General features: G+C 71.3%; 1 pseudogene. It reads left to right on the plus strand.

The window, feature by feature from the left end:
- Nucleotides 1-371, plus strand: a pseudogene (locus tag G7A99_RS24240) (uracil-DNA glycosylase); the annotation flags it as partial.
- Nucleotides 372-550: the final 179 nt, after the last annotated feature.

The raw sequence follows: 550 nt of genomic DNA on the forward strand, positions 1-550 counted from the left end.
TGGGCAACAAGGCCTGGTCGATGGCCGCGAAGCGGCGTTTCCATCCGCTCATGCGCTCCGTGCTCGTCCACGGCTGGCGGGGGCGGGAGCTCATCACCCTGGGACGCGAGGCGTTCCTGTGGTTCGGCATCGACCGGCCCCGCGGGGAACGCCGGTCGCTGGAGGCGTTCTGGCAGCGCCCGGACCGCTTCGAGGCCAGCTTCACCGTCACGCTGACGGCCCCGGACGGCACCGACGCGCTGGTGCGCCTGCATCCGCTGCCCCACCCGTCCCCGCTCAACGCGACCTGGTACCGCCATTTCCCGGGACTGCTCCATGCCCGTCTGGCGACCCTGCCGGCGCCGCGGACACCCGACACCCGGCCGGTGTGACGACCCCGCGACCGGGGCAGGTTTCCCGTGCCTTTCGGCCGCCCGAGGTGGTGCCAGCGGTGACCGGGTTCGTTAATATGTGGCGTTGACAATGCCGCCACGGCGTCACCCGCATGCGGACACCTCCCCGCGGCGGCCGGACCACAGCGAGACGGGAAAACGATGACCGAACTCAGCGA

This window comes from Arhodomonas sp. KWT, from assembly GCF_010993615.1.